Below are 23,342 nucleotides of genomic sequence, written 5' to 3'. Positions count from 1 at the left end.
GCTCAGTCGGACCCCGAGGTGCACCGCCGGCGTGGTGCCGATATGCTTCGGGCGCAGACGGATCGAATTTTTGGATTGGTGGAGGCGGAGGACATGAAGATCGCAGTGATGGGCGCCGGCGCGGTCGGCTGCTTCTATGGCGGGATGCTGGCGCGTGCTGGCCACGAGGTGGTGCTGATCGGGCGCGCCCGGCATGTCGAGGCGATACGGCGCGACGGCCTGCGGATGGAGATGGCCACCTTCCGCGGGTGCGTGCCGATCGGTGCGAGCACCGAGGCCGAGGCGGTGCGTGGCGCGCGCCTGGTGCTGGTGTGCGTGAAGTCGACCGATACCGAGGCGGCTGCGGCGCAGATCGCGCCGCATCTGGCGCCGGAGGCGATCGTGCTGAGCCTGCAGAACGGTGTCGACAACGCCGCCCGGTTGCAGGCGCGGCTCGGCCGCGAGGTCGGGCCGGCGGTGGTGTATGTCGCGACCGAGATGGCCGGGCCCGGCCACCTGCGCCACCACGGCCGCGGCGAGCTGGTGATTGGCCCGCTGGCCGCGGCCGCCGAGCTGGTCGCGCTGTTCGGCGGCGCCGGGGTGGCGGTCGAGGTCTCGGACAACGTCGCCGGTGCGCTGTGGGCGAAGCTGATCCTCAACTGCGCCTACAACGCGCTCTCCGCGATCACCCAGCTGCCCTACGGGCGGCTGGTGCAGGGCGAGGGCGTCGAGGGCATGATGCGCGACGCGGTGGCCGAATGCCTGGCGGTGGCGCAGGGCGACGGCGTCGTCGTGCCGGACGGGATGTGGGCGGCGGTGGAGGCGATCGCGCGCACGATGCCGACGCAGACTTCATCGACCGCGCAGGACCTCGCGCGCGGCAAGCCGAGCGAGATCGACCACCTCAACGGCTACGTGGTCCGCCGCGGCGCGGCGCAGGGGGTGGCGACGCCGGTCAACCGCACGCTGCATGCGCTGGTGAAGCTGCTCGAGGGGCGCGCGACGACATCGGCGGACGCTCGCCTGCAACGCCCGCACTGATCCGGTGCGTGGACAACGGCCGGGTGAAGGCCGGCCGGCGCTCATGGCGCCGCGGCGCTGTCGTCGTCCGCCGCCTCGAGCCAGGCGCGTAGCGCGACCGCGTTGTTGTGCTCGGGGTCGCGGGCGGCGTAGAGCAGGGTCAGGACTGGGTGGCGGGCGCGCAGTTCGCGCAGCTGCGCCAGCGCTGGCGCCGGTCCGTCGCCATCGAGCTCGGCGGCGTAGCGGCGGCGGAATTCGTCCCAGCGCGTCGGGTCGTGGCCGAACCACTGGCGCAGCGCGGTCGACGGGGCGAGCTCGCGCAGCCACAGGTCGACGGCTGCGCGCGCTTTCGTCAGCCCGCGCGGCCACAACCGGTCCACCAGCACGCGACAGCCGTCGCCGGGGGCGGCGGCGTCATGGATGCGTTTGACCAGGATCGGCATGTGCCGGCCCGTGCCGTGGGCTCAGATCGCCAGCCCGCTGGTGTCGAACAGGCCTTCGAACAGGATCGAGCTGAGGTAGCGTTCGCCCGAGTCGGGCAGGATCACGACGATGATCTTGCCCGCGTTTTCCGGCAGGCGCGCCAGGCGGGCCGCGGCGGCGACCGCGGCGCCGCAGGAGATGCCCGACAGGATGCCTTCCTCGCGGGCGAGGCGCAGGGCGTATTCGACCGCTTCCTCGTTGCTCACCTGCTCGACGCCGTCGACCAGCGACAGGTCGAGCACCTTGGGCACGAAGCCCGCGCCCAGCCCCTGGATCTTGTGCGGTCCGGGCTTGAGCGGCTCGCCGGCGAGGGTCTGGCTCAGCACCGGGCTGGCCGCCGGCTCCACTGCGATCGAGCGGATCGCCTTGTCGCGCGTACGCTTGATGTAGCGCGACACGCCGGTGATGGTGCCGCCGGTGCCGACGCCCGATACCAGAATGTCGATCGCGCCGTCGGTGTCGTTCCAGATTTCGGGGCCGGTGGTGGTTTCGTGGATCGCCGGGTTGGCCGGGTTCTCGAACTGCTGCAGCAGCACGTAGCGTCCGGGGTCGGAAGCGACGATCTCCTGCGCCTTGGCGATCGCGCCGTTCATGCCCTTGGCGCCTTCGGTCAGCACCAGCTTGGCGCCGAAGGCGACCAGCAGCTTGCGCCGCTCGATGCTCATCGTCTCGGGCATGGTCAGGGTCAGCGGGATGCCCTTCGCCGCGCAGACGAAGGCGAGCGCGATGCCGGTGTTGCCGCTGGTGGGCTCGACGATCTCCTTGCCGGGGCCGAGCAGACCGCGGGCTTCGGCGTCCTGCACCATGGCGGCGCCGATGCGGCACTTCACCGAGTAGGCCGGGTTGCGGCCCTCGATCTTGGCCAGGACGGTGGCCTGGGCGCCGTCGAGGATGCGGTTCAGGCGTACCAGCGGGGTGCGGCCGATGGATTGCGCGTTGTCGGGATACCAGGTGGACATGCGGGCTTCCTTGTGATGTTGTTGGCGGAGGTGATCGAAGTATAGGCAAACACGGGGCGGGGGCGGCAGGAGTTTGCCGCTGGCGGCCCGGGACCGGGAAAGGGACCGGGAAAGGGCGCTTGACGCCGCCCGGAGCGGGTGCGAGCTTAAGGGCGTTCCCCGGTGGAAGTGGAGGCCGACCGACGATGAAGGAAAAGGAACTCCGTCTGGCGCTGGTGCTGTTCGGCGGGGTGTCGCTCGCGATCTACCAGCACGGCATCAACCGCGAGGTGCTCAATCTCGCGCGTGCGTCGAAGGCCTACCACGACACCGACAGCGTCGCCGCCAAACAGGCGGCGACGCATGTGTTCGCCCACGCCCGCGACCGTACCGGACGCGGCGCCGGAGACGAGACTGACGCCCTGAGCGCGGAAGTGTACTTCGATCTCCTCAAGCGTCTGGGGCGGGTGGTCGATCTGCGCGTGCTGGTCGACGTCGTCTCGGGCTCCTCTGCGGGCGCGGTCAACGGCATCGCGCTGGCGCGCGCGATCGCCCACGATCTGAGCCTGGAGACATTGACCACGCTGTGGCTGGAAGAAGCCGACATGCAGCGCCTGATCGCTCCCGAGGCGCGCCCCAAGGCCTGGAACAAGTGGTATTTCCGCCCCCTGCTGCGGCCGATGCTGTCGTGGCTGCGGCGCGAAGGCATGCTGCCCGTCACCGCCGACCACGAGATGGCCGAGCGCGTGCTGAGCTTCGTGCGTTCGCGCTGGTTCAACCCGCCGCTCGACGGCGCCCGGCTCAGTGCAGTGCTGCTCGATGGCCTGCTGGCGATGGAAGAAATGCCCGGCGGGGCGCCGCGCTCGCTGCTGCCGTCGGGCACTCAGTTGTCGCTGGCGGTGACGGTCACCGACTACCACGGCATCGACCGGACGATCTTCACCCACGATCCGCCGCTGCTGCGCGAGCGCGAGCACCGCCACGTCCTGCAGTTCGCCTGCGAACACCGCAAGAGCGGCGTGATCGAAAGCGACTTCGGCCTCGACAACGCGCCTTCGCTCGCGTTTGCCGCGCGCGCCTCGGCATCCTATCCCGGCGCCTTTCCGCCCGCGCGGATGGCGGAGATGGATGCCCTGCTGGCGGCACGCGGAATGGCGTGGCCGACGCGCGAACGCTTCCTCGAGCGCAACTTCGGCCATTACCGCGAGCAGGGCATGAACCCGGAAGAGCTGGTGCTGCTCGACGGCAGCGTGCTCGACAACAAGCCGATCATGGCGGCGGCACGCCACATCCGCCTGCACCGGGCGTTCCGCGAAGTGGACCGGCGGCTGATCTTCATCGATCCGCACGCCGCCCCGCAGTACGGGCGCGAGACCGGGCGTGAAGCCGGCGCCGGGGCCGTGCCGGGGTGGTTCGAGACCTTGCGCGGCGCGCTGTCGGACCTGCCCCGGCAGCAGCCGGTGCACAGCGAACTGGCCGAGATCAGCCGCTACAACCGCCAGATCCGCCGTCTCAAGGCGACGATCGTGGAAACCCGTCCGCAGGTCGAGGCGCTGGTCGAGCAGGCGACCGCCGGTGCCCTGGGCGGGCACTACACGCTCGACGAGCTGCGCCACTGGCGCCTCACTTCGACCAACCTGCTGGCCACTTCCACGCTCGTCTACAACGCCTGGTGGCGGGCGCTGGTGCTGGAGGCGCTCGATTTCGTCGCCGGCCTGCTGCGCAAGCTGTGCGGCTATTCCCAGGAATCGCCGGCGGCGCGCTGGCTGCAGCTGGTGGTGGAGGAATGGGCGGCGTGCAACGGCGTGCTGTGCACCGAGTACCGCATCCCCGACGAGGTGTACGGGAACGCCGACATGCCGCGCTTCGCACGCATGGTCATCCGCTTCGGCATCGAGTACAAGCGGCGGCGGATCAACTTCGTGCTCCACGAGCTCAACGCGCTGTACCAGTACCTGCCGCTCGATACGTATTGCGCCACCAGCCCGGGCACGCTCGACGCGGTGAAGGCGGAAATCCACGAATGCCTCGACGGGCTGGCGATCTACGACGGCAGCGACTTCATCGACGAGGTGACCGCCACCGCGGCGCGCGCGCTGCTCCACCCCGGGGCCCCGGACGCGGGCGAGTTCGGTGGCAGCGCAGTGCAGGATTTCGTGCTCCAGCATGGTCAGACGCTCGGTGCCCTGATCGAGCGCCTCGGCGACGAGTGCGGGATCGCCGAATCGAACGCCAACATGGATCGGGCGCTGGCCTCGCCGCGGGTGCAGCGCATCGACGCCAGCTGCCGGCGCCAGCTGCTCACTGCCTACCTCGGCTACTTCTACTGGGACGTGATCCTGCGCCCCGCGCTCGGCGCGCTCGCGCTCGGCACCGGGCCGCTCGAAGAGGTGCTGATCGACCGCATCAGCCCCGAGGATGCGACCACCCTGGCCGATGTCGGGCAGGGGCAGGCGGTGCTGTTCGGCACCTCGTTCGGCAACTTCGGCGGCTTCCTCAGCCGCAAGGCGCGCGAAAACGACTACCTGTGGGGGCGGCTGCACGCCGCCGACCGCCTCATCGACCTCGTCGCCGGCGCCCTCCCGGGCAACGGCGGGCTCGCCGAGGGCGAACTGCGGGCGTTCAAGAAGCGCGCGTTCGAGGCGATCCTGGCCGAGGAGGCGGTGCGGCTGCAGGGCGTTCCCGAGCTGATCGCCCGGGTGACGGCCGCGGTGGCGGCGCTGTGAACCGGGCCGTACCCGCGCTGATGCCGCCTTGGCCGGGCGCTTCAGCGCGGTGCCGCGGCGTCGACTTCGCCGCAGTGGGCGAGGATCGATGTCCGCGTGGCATCGCGCAGGGCGAGCAGGGCGTGCCAGTCCTCGCCCGCCGGCGCCAGCGGCGGGTAGACGGTGACCGCGAGCGCGCCCGGCTGCGGCCGCCAGCTGCCGTCGCGCAATACCCGGCGGGTGCCGGCGAGGGCGACCGGAACCACCGCCAGGGCCTGCTCGATAGCGCTCTGGAAGGCGCCGAGGCGGAACTCGCGCAGCCCTTCCTGCGCGGTGAACGTGCCTTCGGCGAAGAACAGCAGCGGTGCGCCGGTGCTTGCGAGGGCGCCGAGGCGGCGGATGTCTTCCACGCTCTGGCGGGAGTCGACGCGATTGACGAAGCAGGTATCCATGCGGGCGAAGAGCGGACCCAGTACGCGGTTGCCGGCGAGCTCGGCCTTGGCGACGAAGCGCACCGGCTGCGGCAGGGCGGCGACGAGCACCAGCCCGTCGATGTAGCTGGCATGGTTGGCGACGAGGATGCAGGGGGCGGCGGGAAGGTGGACCAGGCCTTCGACCCGCAGCGGGCAGCCGCACAGGCGCTGGCACAGGCGGGCGAGGCGGTGGATCGCCGTCCACCGCTGGTCGAGTCGCGGTAGCAGCAGGATCGCCGCCACCGCGAGCGGCGCCAGCGCCGCGAACATGGCCCACATCCAGGCTGCGCGCACGACCGCAGGAGTGGCCTGCAGGTGGCGGCGCAGCCGCGCGCGGGTGCTGGCCAGCTGCAGGCGCAGCAGCTGCAGCCACGGCGGGCGGAGCGGGGTGCCGAGACGGCCGCGGAGGTAGGCCTCGCGCAGCGCTGCGCGGCGGATCTTGCCGCTCGAGGTTTTCAGCACCGTGTGCGGCGGGGCGAGGATCACCGCGTCCGGGGCGAGGTCGAATTCGGCCAGCGCCGCGGCGACGATCTGCCGCTGCAGGCGGTGGCGGGCGCCGGCATCGTCGACGACGGTCTCGGCGATGACGATCAGGCGCTCTTCGCCGCCGTCGGTGCTGACCCCGAACACCGCGACACAGCCCTTGCGCACTCCGGACAGCGCGCCGATCGCCTGCTCGAGGTCGTAGGGATAGAGGTTGCGCCCGGCGCGGATGATCACCTCCTTGGCGCGCCCGGTGACATAGAGTTCGCCGTCGGCAAGGTAGGCGTGGTCGCCGGTGACGAGCCAGCCGTCGTCGAACAGCGCCGCGCTCGCCGCCGGGTTGCGGTAATAGCCGGCGGTCGCCGACGGGCCGCGGAACTCCAGGTGGCCGACCTTGCGCTCGGGGAGGACATGGCCGGCGCCATCGACGATGCGCACTTCATGAGCGGGCAGCGGCGGTCCGCAGCAGACGAAGCGCAGGGCCTCGCCGTCGGCGGCGGTGGGCACGGCGTCACCGCCGAGATGCAGCGCAGCGCGCTCGACGCGGTCGATGACGGCGCCCCGTCCGGGCGGCGACACGCACAGACCGACCGCGCATTCGGCGAGGCCGTACACCGGAGTGACGGTGGTGGCCGGCAGGCCGTAGGGGGCGAAGGTGGCGGCGAAACGCTGCAGGGTATCGGGGTTGACCGGCTCGGCACCGTTGGCGGCAAGCCGCCAGCACGACAGGTCGAGGCCATCGAGGGCTGCGCCGGCGAGGCGCTTGGCACACAGCTCGAAGGCGAAGTTCGGGGCCGCGGCCACCGTGCCGCGGTGGTGGTGGATCGCCCACAGCCAGCGCTCGGGATGGGCGAGGAAATCGAGCGGCGACATCAGCACCAGCGGGCAGGCGTAGTAGAGGCTGCCCATCCAGGTGCCGATCAGGCCCATGTCGTGGTACAGCGGCAGCCAGCTCACGCAGACGTCGCGGGGGCTCAGGGCGGCGACCGTGCCCCAGGCGCGGATGTTGGCGAGCAGGTTGGCGTGGGTCAGCATGACCCCCTTCGGCTCGCCGGTGGAGCCGGAGGTGTACTGGATCAGGGCGAGCTCGCCCGCGCTCGCCGGCAGCGGACGGACTGCGGGCGCCGCGGCCAGCTCGGCGGGGGTCGCCACGCGGGCGAGGGCCGGCGCGAGGCCGGCGAGCATGCGTGCCAGCGGGCGCACGCGCTCGAAGGTGATCAATGCGCGGGCCTCGCAGTTGCGCAGGATCGCGGCCTGGCGGTGGAGGTGGTCCTCGAGCTGGCTCGGGCGCGCCGGCGGATAGATCGGCACCGGCACCATGCCGGCGCTGAGGATGCCGAAGAAGGCGCGGAAAAAATCCAGCCCCGAAGGCAGCATCAGGGCGACCCGGTCGCCGGCGTGCAGGCCGAGCGCGAACAGGGCGCCCGCGGTGTGTCCGGCAGCGTCGGCGAGTTCGCCGTAGGTGAGGGTCTCGGTGCGCTCGTCGCGGTCGTAGAAGGTCACGTGCACGCGCTCGGGATGGCGCCCGGCGTGCCATCCGAGGACCTGCAACAAGGTGGCGGCGGCGCCGGGCTCGCCGTGCGCAGGCGCGGGTGGCGGCAGGGGCGCGCCGGGGGCGGCAGGCGGTGGCAGGGGGGCGCTCGCCGCCTGTGCGACGGCGCCCAGCAGCTGGCGCGGCGTCTCGCACGTGCCCAGGGTTTCGGCGGCGAGGCGGACGGCGAAGTGGCGTTCGACGCGGGCGAGCAACTCGACGCGGGCGAGGCTGTCGAGGCCGAGGTCGCGGTCGAGCGCGCTGTCGAGCCCGGCCTGCAGGCGGCTGCCCGGCTGCAACTCGCGTACCAGTGCATCGATCAGTTCGAGCAGTGCGTCGGCGGAAGGGGCGGGGGCTTTGCGCTGTTCAGGGGCGGGAAGAGAACTCGACATCGGCCGTATCCGGTTGGCGGCCCCGGGGCGATGACGCGGAGAGGACCGGTCGCGGGTCCGCGGCGGCAGCGCGGGATTGCACCCCGGGTCCGCTGCGCTTATCGTGCTGCCTTTTCCGCATCAGACCGGATTGGCGACGAAATGATCCTGCCCCGCCCCTGCTTCCCCTTCCCCGTCGTGCCGCCGGCCGCGGGGTGCGCCGTGAGCGCGCCCGCACGGCCGCCCGGAGGGGGGTGCCCGCCTGCCCCGGAGAGGAGATTGCGTAGCGGCAGGAGGGACGTCCGGTGAGCGCCCAGCTCGCCCTCGGGCTGCGCGACGTCGCCGCCTTCGGCCAGGTGTTCACCCCCGACAGCGTGGTGCGCGCGATGCTGGCACTGCGCCGCAACGCCGGCCGGGTGCTGGAGCCGTCCTGCGGCGACGGCGCCTTCCTGCGCTACCTGCCGGGCGCGGTCGGGCTCGAACTGGACGCCGACCACTGCCCGCCCGGAGCGCAGGCGATGGATTTCTTCGCCTACCCCGAGGGCGAGCGCTTCGACACCATCATCGGCAACCCGCCCTACGTGCGCTACCAGGACATCCCGCCCGCCACCCGCGCGCTGATCGAACGCGGCGGCCACGGACGCGGTCTCGACGGGCGCTCCAACCTCTACCTGTTCTTCATCGAGAAGTGCGTGCGCCAGCTCGCCCCGGGCGGCGAGCTGATCTTCATCACGCCGCGCGACTTCCTCAAGGCGACCTCGGCGGTGAAGCTCAACCGCCTGCTGTACGAGGCCGGCTCGATCACCGAGGCGATCGAACTCGGCGACGCCCGCGTCTTTCCCGACGCGCTGCCGAACTGCCTGATCTGGCGCTTCGAGAAGGACTGCACCGAGCGCACGATGCGCTACTGCGAGATCGGCACCGGCACCGGCGCCGACCTCGACGCCGCGCTCGCCGCGCCGGCCTGGCAGACGCGCCATTTCCTCGAGTGCGGCGGCCACCTGATGTTCGCCCGCGGCGACTACCCGCTGCGCCTGGCCGAGCTCGCCTTCGTCAAGGTCGGCGCGGTGTCGGGCGCGGACGAGCTGTACGCCGACGAGGTCCATGGCAACCGCGACTTCGTGTGCTCGTCGACGGTCAGCAGCGGGCGCACCCGGCGCATGATCTGGAGCGAGCCGGGCGAGCCGCCGCCGGCCGTGCTGGCGCCGCACAAGGCCCGCCTGCTGCAGCGCAAGGTGACCCGCTTCGACGAATCGAACTGGTGGATGTGGGGGCGGCTGCACCACCGCAGCACGGCGCCCCGGGTCTATGTGAACGGCAAGACGCGGGTCGCGCAGCCGTTTTTCCTCCACGACTGCACCGACTACGACGGCGCCGTGCTGGCGGTGTTTCCGCGCCGCGCCGACATCGATCTGGCGGCGTTCTGCACCGCGCTCAACGCGGTGGACTGGGCCGATCTGGGTTTCGTCTGCGATGGACGCTTCCTGTTTACCCAGCGCAGCCTGGAACACGCGCCGCTGCCGGCGGCCTTCGCCGCCTTCCTGCCGGCACACTGAAGGCAAGGCAAGGCAAGGCAAGGCAAGGCAAGGCAAGGCAAGGAAAGGAAAGGAAAGGAAAGGCAAGACAGGGCGGGGCCTGCGGCGGACGGGACCGCATGGCGAGTCGTCCGTCCACGTCGCCTCCCCCAGACGGGCAGGGCGGGGCCTGCGGTAGGGGAACTTCACGGAGTACAGCATGGCGAAGCAACGTGGTGACGGCTAAAACCGGATTTCATCGTCGTGCCTCCGGCGTCGACCGGCGCGCCGCGCAAGAGGTGCACGGTATCGCCGCTGGCGACACCACCGCCCCGGAGGGGGCGATTCCCCGCTCCACCTGGCGCTGGCTCCGTACCCTGCCGGCCGACCGTGCGGTGTGCGTGCTGCTGCGCCATTCGGTGCGCGACGAACTTGCGCCCGGCGACATCGGCTACGCCCATCCGCTCAATGCCCTCGGCGAGGAACTCGCCCGCCGCTTCGGCGCGGCCCTGCGCGGGCGCCTGCGCACCGTGCACAGCAGTCCGCTGCAGCGCTGCCAGGAGACCGCCGAATTGCTGCGCGCCGCGGCCGGGGCGGAAGGGACGGTGGTCGAGGACCGCTTCCTCGGCGACCCCGGCGCCTACGTCGTCGATGCCGCGCTCGCCCGCCACAACTGGGAGACCCTGGGCAGCGCCGGGATCATGGCGCGCATGGCCGCAGGCGGCCCCGGCCTGCCCGGCACCCGCGCGCCTGACGACGGCGCCCGCATCCTGCTGGCGCACATGCTCGACACCGCGGCGGAGGTGCCCGGGGTGCACGTCTTCGTCACCCACGACATCCTGCTCGCGATCACCGCCGCCCGCCTCGTCGGTCCCCCGCGCGGGGGGTCGCGCTGGCCGCGTTACCTGGAGGCCGCCTTCTTCTGGCGCGACGCCGACGGGCTCCACGCCGCCTACCGCGGCCGCCGCCGCATCCTGCAGGTCGAGCGGATGTAGGGGCGACCCGCCGGGTCGCCCCTACGCCGGACGTTACCCCTACGCCGGACGTTACCCCTACGCCGGACGTTACCCCTACGCCGGACGTTACCCCTACGCCGGACGTTACCCCTACGCCGGACGTTACCCCTACGCCGGACGTTACCCCTACGCCAGACGTTACCCCTGCGTCCTGCGGGTTGCTCCAGCGTTCGCCGGGTTCTCCCGATCCAATGCCCATTGCAGGGGGTTGTTCACGATGTATTCCCGGATGCGGCTCAGGGTGTCGTCGTCGCGGATGATGTGCTCGTGAAAATTGCGCTGCCAGACTTGCATGCCGGAGGTGCCGCGCAGGGCGTTGATCCGTTTCGTGACGACCGATTTGAACTGGGCCATGATCGCGCCGACCGATCCGGACACGGGACCGGCAGGCCGCGGCCCCGGTCGGGTAGGGGCGACCCGCCGGGTCGCCCCTGCGTCCACGATCCAGAGGATGCCGTGCACGTGGTTGGGCATGACCACGAATTCATCGGCATTCAATCGGATGTGCTCGCGGATTCGCGCGGTCTTGAACCATTCGTCGGAGACCACGCTACCCGCGTCATTCGGCCGCATCGCCCCATCCACGATTTCCCCGAACAGACATTCCCGACCCCGCGTGCAGAGGGTCACGAAATACGCGCCGGCCTGCGCGTAGTCATAGCCTTGCAGGCGCAAGCTGCGGCGGTGCAGATCGGGGGGAGAAGTCATCGGCGGTTCTCTTGCGACAACACGAAATCGTCCACCAGCTTTATCGTCTGCGCCTTCCGCGCCTTCCGCATCGGCTCGCCAGCTGAGTGTGATCACCCGATTTGATGTCCCGGTGGTCACGTATCGCGATGGTCCGCAGAGGGCGATCGGCAGATGGAAACGCCGCCCGGTGACGATGACCGGCGGCGTTTTTGCTTGAAGGTGAGCGGTTCAGAACGGCGGGTCGTCCGGGTTGGCCGAGCGGAACAGGTCAGGCTGGATGAAGTCGGGCTGGGCGAGGTGCGCGCGCGATCGCTCGCGGTAGTAGCGTTCGATCTGGCCGAGGTAGTGGGACTCGAACAGGATGACGAAGTCGTGGAGTACGCCCTGAAGGGCCAGAGCCACCTCATCGGGCAGTTGGGGCCACGACAGCGATGCGCTCGAGGAGGGGTTGTGCATGAGGGTCTCCTGTTGGCGGTCAGCGTCGTGCCGCTGCCCGGCGCGGGGCGACGGTTTCGGGTGGGGCAAAGACGTCGAGGTAGAGCTTCTCGTCGAGCTGAGGCAGGTCGCGGTGTGCGGCCACGGCGAGCAGCTCTGCGGCCATCGTGGTGAGGATGCGGTAGTTGCCGACGGCGTGATCGCACAGCGTGTGCATGAGGGTGGAGCTCATCAGGCTGGCGTTGCCGGCCGCGCTCACCAGATGCTGCAGGCAGGCGAGCAAGTCCTCGCGACTGGCCGCTTCGGTGGTGAGCCGGGTGCGGATGCGCGAGCCCAGCGGGATGAGCTCCTCGCGGCGCAGCTTCTCGGGCAGGCGCGCATCGCCCGCGAGCACCACGCACAGGAGCGACTGCGAGTCGAACTTCGCGCTGGCCATCAGGCGCAACTCCGAGAGCACCGCCGGGCTCATCTCCTGGGCCTCGTCGATGAGCAGCACCGGGCGGCGCCGGGTCGATTCCAGGTGGGCGAACCACGCCTCGCGCAGCGCCTTGAAGCCGCCCCAGCGGTTGTGCGGGCGCAGCGGCACGCCAAAGAGATCGCCCATCTCGCGATAGAAGTCCGCAAGGTTGCTCTGCGGGTGCGTGATCGCGCCGACGGTGACATCGGGGATACGGGCCAGGCGCTCGGCCAGCAGGCGCAGCGCCACGCTTTTGCCGGTGCCCGGGTCACCGTGGATCATCGCAAAGCCCCCTTCGCCGATCAGGCCCTGCTCGATGCGCCAGCAGAAGTGCTCGAGGCGCGCGGGCACATGGATCGCCTCGGTGTGCACCTCGGTGGTGAAGGGATGCCACTTGAGCCCGTAGAGGGCGAGCAGTTTGGTGTTCATGCGAGATCCTGTTCGGTGGGGGAAGCGGGGGCAGGCAGATAGGCCGGCGGCAGGCCGGTGGCGGCGTAGTCGGCGAGCAACTGGGTGAGCAGCGGCGCCATGCCCGAGGGCGGCAGCGGCGACAGATCGACCGCCGTCGGTGCGCGGGGCCGGCGCGTGCGCTCGGCGTTGGCCGACTTGTCGAGTGGGGTGATCGGGCACAGCACGGCGCCGGTGTGCGGATCGACCAGATCGACCCGGGTCAGGTCCCAGCGCGCATAGCGCAGGTGCACCACGGCCAGCGCGTGGTAGCGCGACGGGATCTCGAAGCGCCGCCCATGCAGGGTCACGGTGCCGTCGGCGCGCCGCTGGCGTCGTGGCACCTCGATGCGGAACGCGTCGGCGAGTACCGTGGGAGTGGGACAGTCGCGGCGCACGTTGGGACCGGCCAGATAGCGTGCGAGCGGTGTCGCGCCGATCTCGCTGTGCAGCGTGCGGTGATACTCATGCTCGACCCAGGCCTGGGTCGCCTGATTGAGCAATTCCAGCGTGAGCGCGGGCTCGCCCTCGAGCATGGGCATCAACCGCCCCTCGACGCGCCCCCAGAAGGACTCCTGTTTGGCGTTCTGGTAGGGCGAGTACGGCAGCGTCGTCTGGTGCAGCACCCCGAGCCGGCTCAAGCCCGACACCGTCTCGTCGGCGAGCATGGCCGCGCCGTTGTCGGTCATCAGCGCGCGCGGCAGCCCGCGCTTCATGAAGGCCTGCGACAGGCCATGGACCAGGCTCTGCGCGCTCTCGTCCAGGTACCACTGCAGGTGGCAGACCAGGCGTGAGCGGTCGTCCACGATGCCCAGCAGGAAGGGCTTCTCCCAGGTGCCCGCGCGGGTGAGCACGCGGCGCGCGCCGTGGTGGAAGTCCAGATGCCACAGCGCCGACACGTGATCGAGCTCGAAGCTGCGCACCTCGCGCTGCTCGAGCCGATCACGGGCAAGCACGGCGCCCACGCTCGTGCGCTTCGGTGCCGCCTGACGGAACATCCCCCGGGCCTTGAGGTAGCGACGCACCGTCGGATAGGACGGCACGGATAGTCCGCTGCCGTTGAGCGCGACGCGCAGATTGTCCAGGTGCAGTTGCGCGGTCCAGCCCGGGTGTTCGCGGTACTGCTGCACCAGCGCGTCGATGACGCCCGGCGCCAGGCTCGCGAAGCGGCCCCGGGGGCGTGGCCGGTCGCGCAGCGCCGCGATCGGGTCGGCGGCGCTGCGCGCGGCGTAGTACCAGCGCTCGATCGTCGACAGCCCGAAGCGTACATCCAATGCGCTGATGGGATGGCGCCAGGTGCGGGCGGCAAGCGTGGCCAGCGCATCGTGCACCTCGCCCGGCGCGGGCGGTGCGGCCAGCAAGGGGCCGATGATCGAGAAGCGCAGCCGCGCCCATCGATCGCGTTGCGGGGGATCGGTCGGTGTGTTCAAGAGGACTCCCGGTTCGGGCGCACCGGGGGGTGACGCCACTGGGAGTGCAGGCTACGAAGCCTCGCCCTGGGTGGCTATGCGCATCCTCTGCGGGACATCAGCGCCCCTCGGCCAGCGTGGCCGCGCGGACCGTGATCGGCGCCAGAAAGCACAGCAGGCGCTGCAGCGCCTCGGCCGCCTCGCCGCCAAAGCGTGCGAGCAGATCGCCCGGCAGCCGCTCGGCCGACACCGGCGGCATGAAGCGGGCGCACATCACCTGCCACAGCGGGGTGTGCATGAAGTCCTCACGCCACCACCGTCGCCAGCGCTGCAAGGTGCGCAGCGGCACCGCGAGCGCCTCACACAGCGTCGCCGCCGCTGTGTTCTGCCCGGCATGCCGGGCAGAACACAGCACCACCACCAAGCCCAGATACACGCGCCGGCCCAGGAAGCGCACCGACATCGAGGTCGTGCGCCGGCGGCAGCGACTACAGCAAAAGCTCAGCCGGGACGAGAACGCCTCGCGGATCGCCAGCGTCGGGCAACCCCGGGGTTTGCGGGGATAGTTGGCACGATGGAGCGCGCCGCCACAGGCACACCCCACGGCCTGTGCCTGGGCTGCGAGTTCTTCATCGAGGCGAGTCAGAAAGAGGAAAAACGGGTGCGTCTGCAGTTGAACGTGGCACACTTGAGCGGTCTCTTGGCTTGGTAACCAGAGACTCCCCCGAGGGGTTCGTTTGTTCAAGTTCCCTGAGGGGGATCCCCCCTCCGCCATCACGCTGCTTGATCATTCCGCCGGGAAAAGGCATCAGCAGCGGTGACCGTGCTCAGCCAGCGGCCACCTGCGGCGCTTGCGGTGCCAGCGTCATCCCGGGGACGTTGCCCCGTCGCTTCTCCGGCGAGGCCGGCAGGCGCCGTTTCGGGCGTGGGCAGGGGCGCTATGGTTACGCGAATGGCATTTTAACGCAAGGCTTCGTTCTTGATGTGATGGAACGTGCAATCGACGCTAAATCCGCATGGATTCGGGTTCCGAACAGTGGGCGCTACCGCACCGGCCTGGTCGGTCGTCGAACGTTGTAGGGGCGACCCGCCGGGTCGCCCCTACGGTGCCGTTGTCGCGCCTTCTGCGCCTTCTGCGCCTTCTGCGCCGGCTCGCCAGCGGCGCTTGCGGTGCCAGCGTCATCCCGGGGACGTTGCCCCATCGCTTCTCCGGCGAGGCCGGCAGGCGCCGTTTCGGGCGTGGGCAGGGGCGCTATGGTTACGCGAATGGCATTTTAACGCAAGGCTTCGTTCTTGATGTGATGGAACGTGCAATCGACGCTAAATCCGCATGGATTCGGGTTCCGAACAGTGGGCGCTACCGCACCGGCCTGGTCGGTCGTCGAACGTTGTAGGGGCGACCCGCCGGGTCGCCCCTACGGTGCCGTTGTCGCCCCTGCGGTGGCAAGGTCGCCGACAGGGGAGATCGAAACCGGTGGGGAATCGGGAGATCGAGGTCGAGCGCACTTGATGGAGATCAAATTCATCTCCACATAGTCGACTAATCTACTCAACTATGTGGGCGCTCCATGCCCTGCAGGGTTGTCGATCATGGCCAAGAAATTCCCTTTGCATCCGAAGCATCCCGAGCGCATCTGCTGGGGTTGCGACAAGTACTGCCCGGCGGATTCGCTGGGCTGCGGCAACGGCTCCGGGCGGACGATGCACCCGGCGGAGATGCTCGGCGACGACTGGTACCTGTACGGGGACTGGGGGCTGGAGATTCCCGCGCAGGAAGCGGGCAAGGCGGCGGGGGAAGGCGGCGAGGCCGGGCAAGGGGCGGACGGATGAGGCGCGGCGCTCGACTCCGGTGCTGTGCCGGCAGGGCGGTAATGGGGCGCTTGAGCCCGGGCCGCTCCGTACGCAGGAGAGCAACCGCGCTTCCGCGCTCGCGGCGGCAGCTACCGGCCGGGCCTCTCCCTGCGCGGGGACGCAACTCAAGCGTCCATTTCTGAACGCTGCTATTCCACCGGGCCTCCTCGCGTGGGGAAGCGACCCCGAGGCCGGCAGCGCTATCCGCACCGTGCAGCGGGTCTCTCCGTCCGTGGGGAAGCAGCTCCACCGCGCCGGTCGGCGGGAGCCGCTTCCCGGCGCTCGTTCAGTAGCTCTTGTAGGGCAGGAACTTGCCCGACAGCACCACGTTGACGCGATCGCCCTTCGGGTCCGCCTCGCGCTGGATGTCGAGCGAGAAATCGATTGCGCTCATGATGCCGTCGCCGAATTCTTCGTGGATCAGCTCCTTGATCGTGCTGCCGTACACGTTGACGACCTCATACCAGCGATAGATCAGCGGATCGGTCGGTACGGCGGTGGGCAGTGAGCCTTTGTAGGGGGCGATCTGGAGCCAGGCGACGGCTTCGTCGGAGAGGCCGAAGAGGTTGCCGATGATTTCGGCCTGGGCCTTGGTGAACGTCATTTGCCCCAGGCAGCCGGCAGTCGTCCATTCCTTGGACAGGCCGATGGCCTTGGCGACATCGGCCCACTTGATGCCCTTGCGGACCTTGGCCGACAAGATCGTTCTGGTTACTTCGTCACGGCTGGAAATCATCACATTCTCCGGAGGCAGGAATCGGTTCTGGGACGTCACCGCGCAAGGTGCCGGTGCAATCGCGCCCGATCGTAGCCCAACTCTCCCATGCCGTAAAACGGAGTCATATCGGGCGGGGCGGGAGCCGATGACGCGGGTGCGCAAGTCCCGGGGCGCCGCGGGGGCTGCAGGCGTTCGGCCAGGAAGCTGGCGGTGGCGGGGTTTTGCCGCAGGCCGGGCAAAGTTTCGTCCGGGGAGTGGCCTCCGCCGGCGTTCCCCTTTCGCGCCGGCCGATTGCTGCGTTGCGCACTCGCTCACTCCTCACCTATCCCGTTGATATGTATCGCCGTTCGCTTGCCCGTGCGTTGTACTCGGCCCTGCTCGCTACGATTTCCTCACCGGCTCTCGCTCGCTCGCGTCGGCGCCTCGGCGCATGTCCCCGCTGACGTAGCGGCGGTTGACGCAGTGATCCGGCGGAAGCGCGCCAGGCGCACGTCCACGGTGACCGTCAGCGCGTCCAGCGCCGCGGCCCGGGCGCGGCCGGCGGCGCTGGCGCGGTAGAGGTGCGGCGTCATCGCCAGCAGGTCGGCGATCTGCGCTGCGCCGGCGAGCTCGAGGCGGTAGCGGACGGTCTCCGCCGGCAGCGCGGCAAAGCCGTCCGGCGCCCGGGGGTTTGCAGGGCGTTCCGGCTTCAGCGCGGGGTAGATGATTTCGCGCAGCTCGCGCAGATGGTCGGGCCCGGCATCGACCAGCAGCAATTCGCCGCCGGGCCGGAGCACGCGGGCGAATTCGGCGTGGACCGGAAAGCCGAACATGCACAGCACCCGGTCGAGGGTGCCCGTTTGCACCGGCAGGCCGGCGTTGCTGCCCACTACCCAGTTCGCCCGTTTGTCCTGCTTCGCCGCGGCCATCACCGCCCACTTCGAGATGTCGAGCCCGAGCAGGGCGAGCGGGTGGCGCTCCCCGGCCGCGGCGGCGAGCTGGCGCAGGTAGTAGCCTTCGCCGCAGCCGGCGTCGAGGCAGCTGGCGGCGGCGCCGGGGGCGAGGCCGGCGAGCAGCGCGCGGCTGACCGCAGCCGCGAGTGGCTGGTAAGGGCCGGGCGGGCAAGGCTCGGTGCCGGTGCCGGAGCCGGGGTCGAGGAAACGGTGGCGGGCGGCGACCATCTCCTTGCTGTCGCCCGGGTCGCGGGAACGTTTGTGCTGCACCGGCAGCAGGTTGGTGTAGCCCTGGCGGGCGATGTCGAAGCTGTGGCCGGCGGCGCAGCGCCAGGCGGCGCCGTCGCGCTGCAGGGGCTCGCCGTCGAGGGGGCAGGCCAGGGCCTGGAAGGGCGTGATCATGGGGGGCGAAGGACGGAAATCGTGGGCGTGGCGGATTATCCTGGAAACCGCCGTTGTCACATCGAAATGCCCTTCGACGCACCCGCTTTGCGGGTTGCTCGGGGCGAACGGGAATGGCGGCAGGTTTCCGTGCCGGGCGGGATTCAGGCGTGCATCGCCATCAGGCTCGCGTTGCCGCCTGCGGCGGCGGTGTTGATGCTGAGCGTGCGTTCGTGGACGAGGCGGGCGGGATCGTAGTCCGGGGCGGGGCGCAGCAACGGCACGATGGGGCCGTCGCGCGCGGCGAGGCGGCGCTGCCAGGCGTCGGCCTCGGTGTCGGAGCCGTCGAAGAGCAGGGCGCCGAAGTCCGCCTCGAACCAGCCGGGATCGCAGCAGAGGTGCGCCTGCAGCGCCGCCGGCAGGGCGCCGTGAAGGCGCCGCACCGTCTCCCCGTCGTTGGTCCGCAGCCGGTTCGCGCTGGCTAGTGCGGCGATGAGCTGGTGCAGGTAGCCGGCGATGTCGCGGGCCAGGCCGGCGAGGGTGCCGCGGGCGCAGAAGCGCAGGCTGTTGTGCTCGCCGGTGGGGCCGGGCAGGGTCAGGGTCAGGCCGGAGAGGCGACGGCTGCGGCAGGTGTCGGCGCGGGCGTGCAGCGCGGCGTGCTCGGCGGCCGTGACCAGGGTGCGGCCATCGCCATCGAGCCAGGCAAGCAGGGCCGCGAGGCGGGCCTCGGCGGCGCGGGCTTCGTCGCCCGCGCTGAGCGCGAGCGCGCCGTCGGCCAGTGCCGGGCCGGGACTGCGCGCGAGCAGACGGTGCAGGTAGAGCGGCCCGCCCGCCTTCGGCCCGGTGCCCGACAGGCCTTCGCCGCCGAAAGGCTGGACGCCGACCACGGCGCCGATCATGTTGCGGTTCACATACAGGTTGCCGACCCGTGCGCGCGCCGCCACGCGCCGGATGGTTTCGTCGATGCGGCTGTGCACGCCCAGGGTCAGGCCGTAGCCGGTGGCATTGAGGGCATCGACGAGGGCGTCGAGTTCGCCGGCGTGGTAGCGCAGCACGTGCAGGACGGGGCCGAAGTGTTCGCCGCGAAGCGCGGACAGGCGGTCGATCTCGATCACCGTCGGGGCGACGAAGGTGCCGTGTGCGCAGGCGGCGGGCAGGGGTCGGCGCGTGACCGCGGCCCCGGCTGCCCGCATCGCGGCGACGTGGGCTTCCAGCCCGTCGCGCGCGGCGGCGTCGATCACCGGGCCGAGGTCGGTGCGGACGTCGGCCGGGTCGCCGATCCGCAACTCGTCGAGCGCTCCGCACAGCATCCGCAGCAGGTCGTCGGCGATGTCGTGCTGGAGGCACAGCACGCGCAGTGCCGAGCAGCGCTGGCCGGCGGAATCGAAGGCGGAGGCGAGGGCGTCGGCGACGACCTGTTCGGGCAGTGCGGTGGAGTCGACGATCATCGCGTTCTGGCCGCCGGTCTCGGCGACCAGCGGCACGTTGCCGCCGCGTGCGGCGAGGGTGCGATTGAGGTGCACGGCGACCGCGGTGGAGCCGGTGAACATCACTGCGCGAACGCGCGCATCGGCCGCCAGCGCGGTGCCGACGACTTCGCCGCGGCCGGGCAGCAGCTGCAGCACGTCGGCGGGAATGCCGGCCTCGTGGAGCAGGTCGACGGCGCACGCGGCGATCAGCGGCGTCGGCCCGGCGGGCTTGGCGAGCACCGGGTTACCGGCGGCGAGCGCGGCGGCGAGCTGGCCGGTGAAGATCGCCAGCGGGAAGTTCCACGGGCTGATGCACAGCACCGGACCGAGCGGTGGATGGCTCGCGGCGTCGAAGCGGCGCGCCTGCTGCGCGTAGTAACGCAGGAAGTCGACCGCTTCGCGCAGCTCGGCAACTGCGCTCGCCCAGGATTTGCCCGCTTCGCGCACCGCCAGCGCGAACAGGATGTCGGCCTTCGCTTCGTAGCGTTCGGCGGCGCGCAGCAGGATCTGCGCGCGTGCGGCGGCGGGATGGGCGGCCCAGCCGGGGGCGGCGGCATGGGCGGCGGCGAGCGCCGCTTCGACGGTGGCGGAGTCGGCCTCGGTCACGTAGCCGACGATCTCGCCGTGTGCCGCCGGATTGCGCACCGGCCGTGCGCCCGGCGGCGGTGAGGCGGGGGCGAGTCCGGAGGCGGGCCCGGGGGCGCCGGTTGCCGTGGCTGCGGCAAGGTTCGCGGCAGACGGGCGCGGCGCGGCGCTGAAGCGCATCGTGCGCGATTGCGCGAGGGCGGCCGCGAGGCGGGCGCGCACCGTTTCGCTGGCGAGGTCGAAGCCGGTGGAATTGGTCCGTGCGGCGCCGAACAGGGCGGCCGGGAGGACGATGTCCGGGTGCGGCGCGCCGGCGAGCGGAGCGGCGTGTTCGACGGGGTCGGCGATCAGCGCCCCGATCGGGATGTCCGGGTCCACGACGCGGTTGACGAAGCTGGTGTTGGCGCCGTTCTCGAGCAGGCGGCGGACCAGATAGGCGAGCAGGGTCCGGTGGGTGCCGACCGGGGCGTAGATGCGCACCAGGCGGTGGCGTTCGGGGTGGCCGACGATCTGGTCGTAGAGCGCTTCGCCCATGCCGTGCAGGCACTGGAACTCGTAGTCGCCCGGCTGCCAGGTGCGGCCGTCGGCGGCGGCGAGGTGGAACACCGCGGCCAGGGTGTGGGCATTGTGGGTGGCGAACTGGGGGTACACCGCGTCGCGCGCGGCGAGCAGCTGTCTGGCGCAGGCGAGGTAGGCGATGTCGGTATGGGCCTTGCGGGTATACACCGGGTAGCCGGCGAGGCCGTCGACCTGGGCGCGCTTGATCTCGGTGTCCCAGTAGGCGCCCTTGACCAGGCGCACCATCAGGCGCCGGCCGCTGCGGCGGGCGAGGGCGATGACGAAGTCGAGCACCCTGGGGGCGCGCTTCTGGTAGGCCTGGACGACGAAGCCCAGGCCCTGCCAGCCGGCGAGGGTGTCGTCGGCCGCGAGCGCTTCGAGGAGGTCGAGCGAAAGGTCGAGGCGGTCGGCTTCCTCGGCGTCGATGTTGAGGCCGATGCCGTAGCCGCGGGCGAGCGTGCACAGCGCGCGCAGGCGCGGCAGCAGCTCGGCGAGCACGCGCTCGCGCTGCGACCAGGTGTAGCGGGGGTGGAGCGCGGACAGCTTCACCGAGATGCCGTTGCCGTCGATCACGCCGCGCCCGGCGGCGTCCCGGCCGATGGCGTGGATCGCCGCTTCGTAGGCGCCGAAGTAGCGCTCGGCGTCGGCCGCGCTCATCGCCGCTTCGCCGAGCATGTCGAAGGAATGGCGGTAGCCCCGTTTCGCGGGCCCCCGGCTGTGCCGCAGGGCCTCGCCGATGTCGCGGCCGGTGACGAACTGGTCGCCCAGCAGGCGCATCGCCAGGTCCATGCCCTTGCGGATCAGGGCCTCGCCGCCGCGGCCGGGCAGGCGGGTAAGGGCCGCGGACAGGCTGCCGTGGTCGTGCGGGGCGAGCAGCCGACGGCCGATCAGCAGCCCCCAGGCGGCGGCGTTGACGAACAGCGAGGGGCTGTGGCCGAGATGGGCGTGCCAGTCGCCGCCGGCCAGCTTGTCGCGGATCAGGCGGTCCGCGGTGGCCCGGTCCGGCACCCGCAGCAGGGCCTCGGCGAGGCACATCAGGGCCACGCCTTCCGCGCTCGACAGGGAAAACTCGCTCATCAGCGCATCGACCCCGCCCGCGTGGCTGCGTGCCGCCCGCAGGCCGGTGGCCAGCTCGTGTGCCAGCGCCTGGACCCGGGCCGCGCTCGCGGAATCGAGGCGTGCGGCCTCGACCAGGGGCGGCACGCAGGCCGGCTCGGGCGTGCGCCAGGCGTCTTCGATGGCCGCGCGCAGGGCGCCGCGCGGCGTCTGCGGCAGCGCTGCGGCGGCGGTCCCGGTGTCCGGAAGGGCGGGCGGGGAGGGCGACGGGAGGGGCGGCGGATTCAAGGTCGGGAACTCCTGCAGGGGGGGACGCTCGCTGCCGGTGGCGGGCGGGCGTTCCACCCGGCGCCGGTGCCGGCCTGCGGCGCGAACGGGCACACCGCAGGAGGACATATGAAGCCATAATCGGCGGCCGGAGTGAAGCGCGCGCCACGCGCGCCGGCGGGCACAGGCCTTGGTGTAACATTCCGGCCAATCCATCCGCTGCGGACTGCCCCGCCGCAGCGTCCTCCCGAGAGACAGACATCCATGGTTCCCCACCTCACCACCGCCCTCACCGGACCGCTGCTCGAACTGGAACGCCAGTTCCTCGACAACGCCACCGACATCGAAAAATGGTTCCGTGCCCAGTGGCAGGACCATCTGCCGCCGTTCTACGGTTCGACCGACCTGCGCAATTCCGGCTTCAAGCTCGCCCCGGTCGATCTCAACCTGTTTCCCGGCGGCTTCAACAACCTCAACGACGCCTTCATGCCGCTGTGCGTGCAGGCGGCGCAGGCGGCGATCGAGCGCATCTGCCCGGAGGCGAGCAAGCTGCTGCTGATCCCGGAGAATCACACCCGCAACCAGTTCTACCTGCAGAACGTCGCCAAGCTGGTGGCGATCCTGCGCCTGACCGGAGTGGAAGTGCGCATCGGCAGCCTGCTGCCCGAGATCGTCGCGCCCACCGTGCTCGAACTGGCCAACGGCAGCACCCTGACCCTGGAGCCGCTGCGCCGCAGCGGTAGCCGCATCGGCGTGGACGGCTTCGACCCCTGCGCGGTGCTGCTCAACAACGACCTTTCGGCCGGCATCCCCGCGCCGCTGAAAGGGCTCGACGAGCAATGGCTGATCCCGCCGCTCCATGCCGGCTGGCATTCGCGGCGCAAGTCGCGGCATGCGGAGTGCTACGACCGCGTCGCGCGCGCCTTCGCCGCGGAGATCGGCATCGACCCGTGGCGGATCAATCCCGAGTTCGGCGTCTGCGGCCAGATCAACTTCCAGGAGCGCACCGGTGAGGAATGCCTCGCCGCCCAGGTCGACTCGCTGCTCACCCGGATCCGCGCCAAGTACCGCGAATACGGCGTCACCGACCAGCCTTTCGTGGTGGTCAAGGCCGACGCCGGGACCTACGGCATGGGAGTGATGACGGTCAAGGACGCCTCCGAAGTGGTCGGCCTCAACCGCCGCCAGCGCAACAAGATGGCGGTGGTGAAGGAGGGCCTGCAGGTGCAGGAGGTGATCATCCAGGAAGGCGTGCACACCTTCGAGACGGTCGAGGACGGCGTCGCCGAGCCAGTCGTCTACATGATGGACCACTACGTCGTGGGCGGCTTCTACCGCGTCCATACGGAGCGCGGGCGCGACGAAAACCTCAACGCCCCGGGCATGCACTTCAAGCCGCTCGCCTTCGACACCTGCTGCACCCTGCCCGACCGTGCCCAGGGGCCGGACGCGCCGCCCAACCGCTTCTACGCCTACGGCGTGGTCGCGCGCCTGGCGCTGCTCGCGGCCTCGGTGGAAATCGAGGAAACCGCGCCGGCCGCGGACGACGACCGCCTCGCCGCCTGAGCCGTGCG

The 23,342-nt window shown here is 70.9% G+C and carries 17 protein-coding genes; 6 read left to right on the top strand and 11 right to left on the bottom strand.

Features of this window, described 5'->3' with window-relative positions:
* Nucleotides 1–93 precede the first annotated feature (93 nt).
* A complete protein-coding gene (locus Tharo_RS15880; RefSeq protein ID WP_107222035.1) occupies nt 94–1,020 on the top strand; it encodes a ketopantoate reductase family protein in 927 nt (308 codons plus the stop codon).
* A 41-nt stretch (nt 1,021–1,061) separates the two neighbouring features.
* On the opposite strand, the gene Tharo_RS15875 is transcribed toward Tharo_RS15880, so the two are convergent.
* Entirely contained in the window at nt 1,062–1,442 is a 381-nt protein-coding gene (locus tag Tharo_RS15875) for a DUF488 domain-containing protein (protein ID WP_107222034.1), read from the bottom strand.
* Nucleotides 1,443–1,463: 21 nt separating this feature from the next.
* Nucleotides 1,464–2,441 carry a cysteine synthase A gene (gene cysK / locus Tharo_RS15870; RefSeq protein ID WP_107222033.1) on the bottom strand — a complete coding sequence of 326 codons (978 nt, stop codon included), beginning with the start codon at nt 2,439–2,441 and terminating at the stop codon, nt 1,464–1,466.
* A 185-nt stretch (nt 2,442–2,626) separates the two neighbouring features.
* Between cysK and Tharo_RS15865 the strand changes: the two genes are divergently transcribed.
* Nucleotides 2,627–5,146 carry a patatin-like protein gene (locus Tharo_RS15865; RefSeq protein ID WP_107222032.1) on the top strand — a complete coding sequence of 840 codons (2,520 nt, stop codon included), beginning with the start codon at nt 2,627–2,629 and terminating at the stop codon, nt 5,144–5,146.
* Between the two features lie 41 nt (nt 5,147–5,187).
* Here the strand turns inward: Tharo_RS15865 and Tharo_RS15860 are convergent, their stop codons facing one another.
* A complete protein-coding gene (locus Tharo_RS15860; RefSeq protein WP_107222031.1) occupies nt 5,188–8,004 on the bottom strand; it encodes an AMP-binding protein in 2,817 nt (938 codons plus the stop codon).
* Between the two features lie 284 nt (nt 8,005–8,288).
* Here Tharo_RS15860 and Tharo_RS15855 point away from each other — a divergent pair, with 284 nt between their 5' ends.
* Entirely contained in the window at nt 8,289–9,539 is a 1,251-nt protein-coding gene (locus Tharo_RS15855) for an Eco57I restriction-modification methylase domain-containing protein (RefSeq protein ID WP_107222030.1), read from the top strand.
* Nucleotides 9,540–9,733: 194 nt separating this feature from the next.
* A complete protein-coding gene (locus Tharo_RS15850; RefSeq protein ID WP_245880935.1) occupies nt 9,734–10,492 on the top strand; it encodes a histidine phosphatase family protein in 759 nt (252 codons plus the stop codon).
* Nucleotides 10,493–10,651: 159 nt separating this feature from the next.
* On the opposite strand, the gene Tharo_RS15845 is transcribed toward Tharo_RS15850, so the two are convergent.
* The 5 genes from Tharo_RS15845 to Tharo_RS15825 form a co-directional block, all read right to left on the bottom strand.
* Nucleotides 10,652–11,221 (bottom strand): transposase, encoded by a 570-nt coding sequence (locus Tharo_RS15845; protein ID WP_107222028.1) that lies wholly within the window; start codon nt 11,219–11,221, stop codon nt 10,652–10,654.
* 210 nt (nt 11,222–11,431) lie between these two features.
* On the bottom strand, nt 11,432–11,659 hold the full coding sequence (locus Tharo_RS15840; RefSeq protein WP_107220708.1) for a hypothetical protein: 228 nt from the start codon (nt 11,657–11,659) through the stop codon (nt 11,432–11,434).
* 19 nt (nt 11,660–11,678) lie between these two features.
* Nucleotides 11,679–12,524 carry an ExeA family protein gene (locus Tharo_RS15835; RefSeq protein ID WP_107220707.1) on the bottom strand — a complete coding sequence of 282 codons (846 nt, stop codon included), beginning with the start codon at nt 12,522–12,524 and terminating at the stop codon, nt 11,679–11,681.
* A complete protein-coding gene (locus Tharo_RS15830; protein WP_107220706.1) occupies nt 12,521–13,972 on the bottom strand; it encodes a DDE-type integrase/transposase/recombinase in 1,452 nt (483 codons plus the stop codon). The genes Tharo_RS15835 and Tharo_RS15830 overlap by 4 nt, the downstream gene beginning before the upstream one ends.
* Nucleotides 13,973–14,069: 97 nt before the next feature.
* Nucleotides 14,070–14,414 (bottom strand): hypothetical protein, encoded by a 345-nt coding sequence (locus tag Tharo_RS15825; protein ID WP_107220705.1) that lies wholly within the window; start codon nt 14,412–14,414, stop codon nt 14,070–14,072.
* A gap of 1,127 nt (nt 14,415–15,541) precedes the next feature.
* Here Tharo_RS15825 and Tharo_RS15820 point away from each other — a divergent pair.
* Nucleotides 15,542–15,781 carry a DUF3079 domain-containing protein gene (locus Tharo_RS15820; protein ID WP_107222027.1) on the top strand — a complete coding sequence of 80 codons (240 nt, stop codon included), beginning with the start codon at nt 15,542–15,544 and terminating at the stop codon, nt 15,779–15,781.
* 307 nt (nt 15,782–16,088) lie between these two features.
* On the opposite strand, the gene cynS is transcribed toward Tharo_RS15820, so the two are convergent.
* From cynS to putA, 3 genes are all read right to left on the bottom strand, one after another.
* Nucleotides 16,089–16,538, bottom strand: a complete 450-nt coding sequence (cynS, locus tag Tharo_RS15815; protein WP_107222026.1) for a cyanase — start codon at nt 16,536–16,538, stop codon at nt 16,089–16,091.
* Nucleotides 16,539–16,912: 374 nt separating this feature from the next.
* Complete coding sequence (locus Tharo_RS15810; RefSeq protein WP_107222025.1) at nt 16,913–17,854, bottom strand: putative RNA methyltransferase; 942 nt, start codon at nt 17,852–17,854, stop codon at nt 16,913–16,915.
* A 143-nt stretch (nt 17,855–17,997) separates the two neighbouring features.
* Nucleotides 17,998–21,789 (bottom strand): bifunctional proline dehydrogenase/L-glutamate gamma-semialdehyde dehydrogenase PutA, encoded by a 3,792-nt coding sequence (putA, locus tag Tharo_RS15805; protein WP_245880934.1) that lies wholly within the window; start codon nt 21,787–21,789, stop codon nt 17,998–18,000.
* Between the two features lie 243 nt (nt 21,790–22,032).
* Between putA and gshA the strand changes: the two genes are divergently transcribed.
* Nucleotides 22,033–23,334: a glutamate--cysteine ligase gene (gshA, locus tag Tharo_RS15800; protein ID WP_107222023.1), complete on the top strand. Its 1,302-nt coding sequence runs from the start codon at nt 22,033–22,035 to the stop codon at nt 23,332–23,334.
* The last annotated feature ends 8 nt before the right edge of the window (nt 23,335–23,342 follow it).

The organism is Thauera aromatica K172, from assembly GCF_003030465.1.
Classification (GTDB): Bacteria; Pseudomonadota; Gammaproteobacteria; order Burkholderiales; family Rhodocyclaceae; genus Thauera; species Thauera aromatica.
Note: the sequence above shows the minus strand (reverse complement) of the source record. Positions and strands in the feature narration are given on the sequence as shown.